The sequence below is a fragment of the Micromonospora sp. LZ37 genome (genome assembly GCF_059359015.1).
This window is the reverse complement of sequence record NZ_JCADBL010000036.1, coordinates 1-717: the sequence shown is the minus strand read 5'-3', so window position 1 is coordinate 717 and position 717 is coordinate 1. Positions and strand designations below refer to the sequence as shown.

2 protein-coding genes are annotated in these 717 nt (G+C 73.4%); both read left to right on the top strand.

Going from position 1 to position 717, the window contains the following annotated elements; translation table 11 throughout:
* A partial coding sequence (locus tag AC5L3Z_RS29510) for an SDR family oxidoreductase (protein WP_494846650.1) occupies positions 1-309 on the top strand: 309 nt, incomplete at its 5' end.
* On the top strand, positions 306-717 hold a 412-nt coding region (locus AC5L3Z_RS29505), incomplete at its 3' end, for a glycosyltransferase family 9 protein (RefSeq protein ID WP_494846648.1). The genes AC5L3Z_RS29510 and AC5L3Z_RS29505, both read left to right, overlap by 4 nt.

Genomic DNA, 717 nt, shown 5'->3' with positions numbered 1-717 from the left:
TCGACGTTGGGGATCAAGGCCGTCTCCGACGCCACCGCCTACTGCGCGGCGAAGTTCGGCGTGGTCGGCTTCACCCGCGCCCTGGCCGCCGAACTCGCCGGCACCGTCGGCGTCACCCTCCTCATCCCCGGCGGCATGCGCACCGCCTTCTTCGACGACCGCGACCCCCAGTACAAACCCGGACCCGACGCCATCCTCAACGACCCCACCGACACCGCCGCCGCCATCATGTTCGCCCTCACCCAACCCCCCGGCTGCGCCGTCCGCGAACTCGTCGTCTGCGCCGAACAGGAAACCTCCTACCCGTGATCCTCGCCCTCCGCGCCCTCGGCGTCGGCGACCTCGCCACCGCCGTCCCCGCCCTCCGCGCCCTCCGCGCGGCGTACCCCGACCAGGAACTCACCCTCGCCGCACCAGCCTGGCTGACACCCCTGGCCGACCTCATCGGCGGCATCGACCGGCTGCTGCCCACCGACGGCCTCGGCCCACCACCCCGCCCGGCGCCCGACCTCGCGGTCAACCTCCACGGACGCGGCCCCCAGTCACACCGCATGCTCGCCGACGCGGGCCGACTGCTCGCCTTCGCCAACGCCGAAGCCGGCCACCACGACGGCCCCGACTGGCACCCCGAAGAACACGAGGTCGACCGCTGGTGCCGCCTGCTCGCCTGGTACGGCATCCCCACCGACCGCACCGACCTCACCCTGCACCGACCAC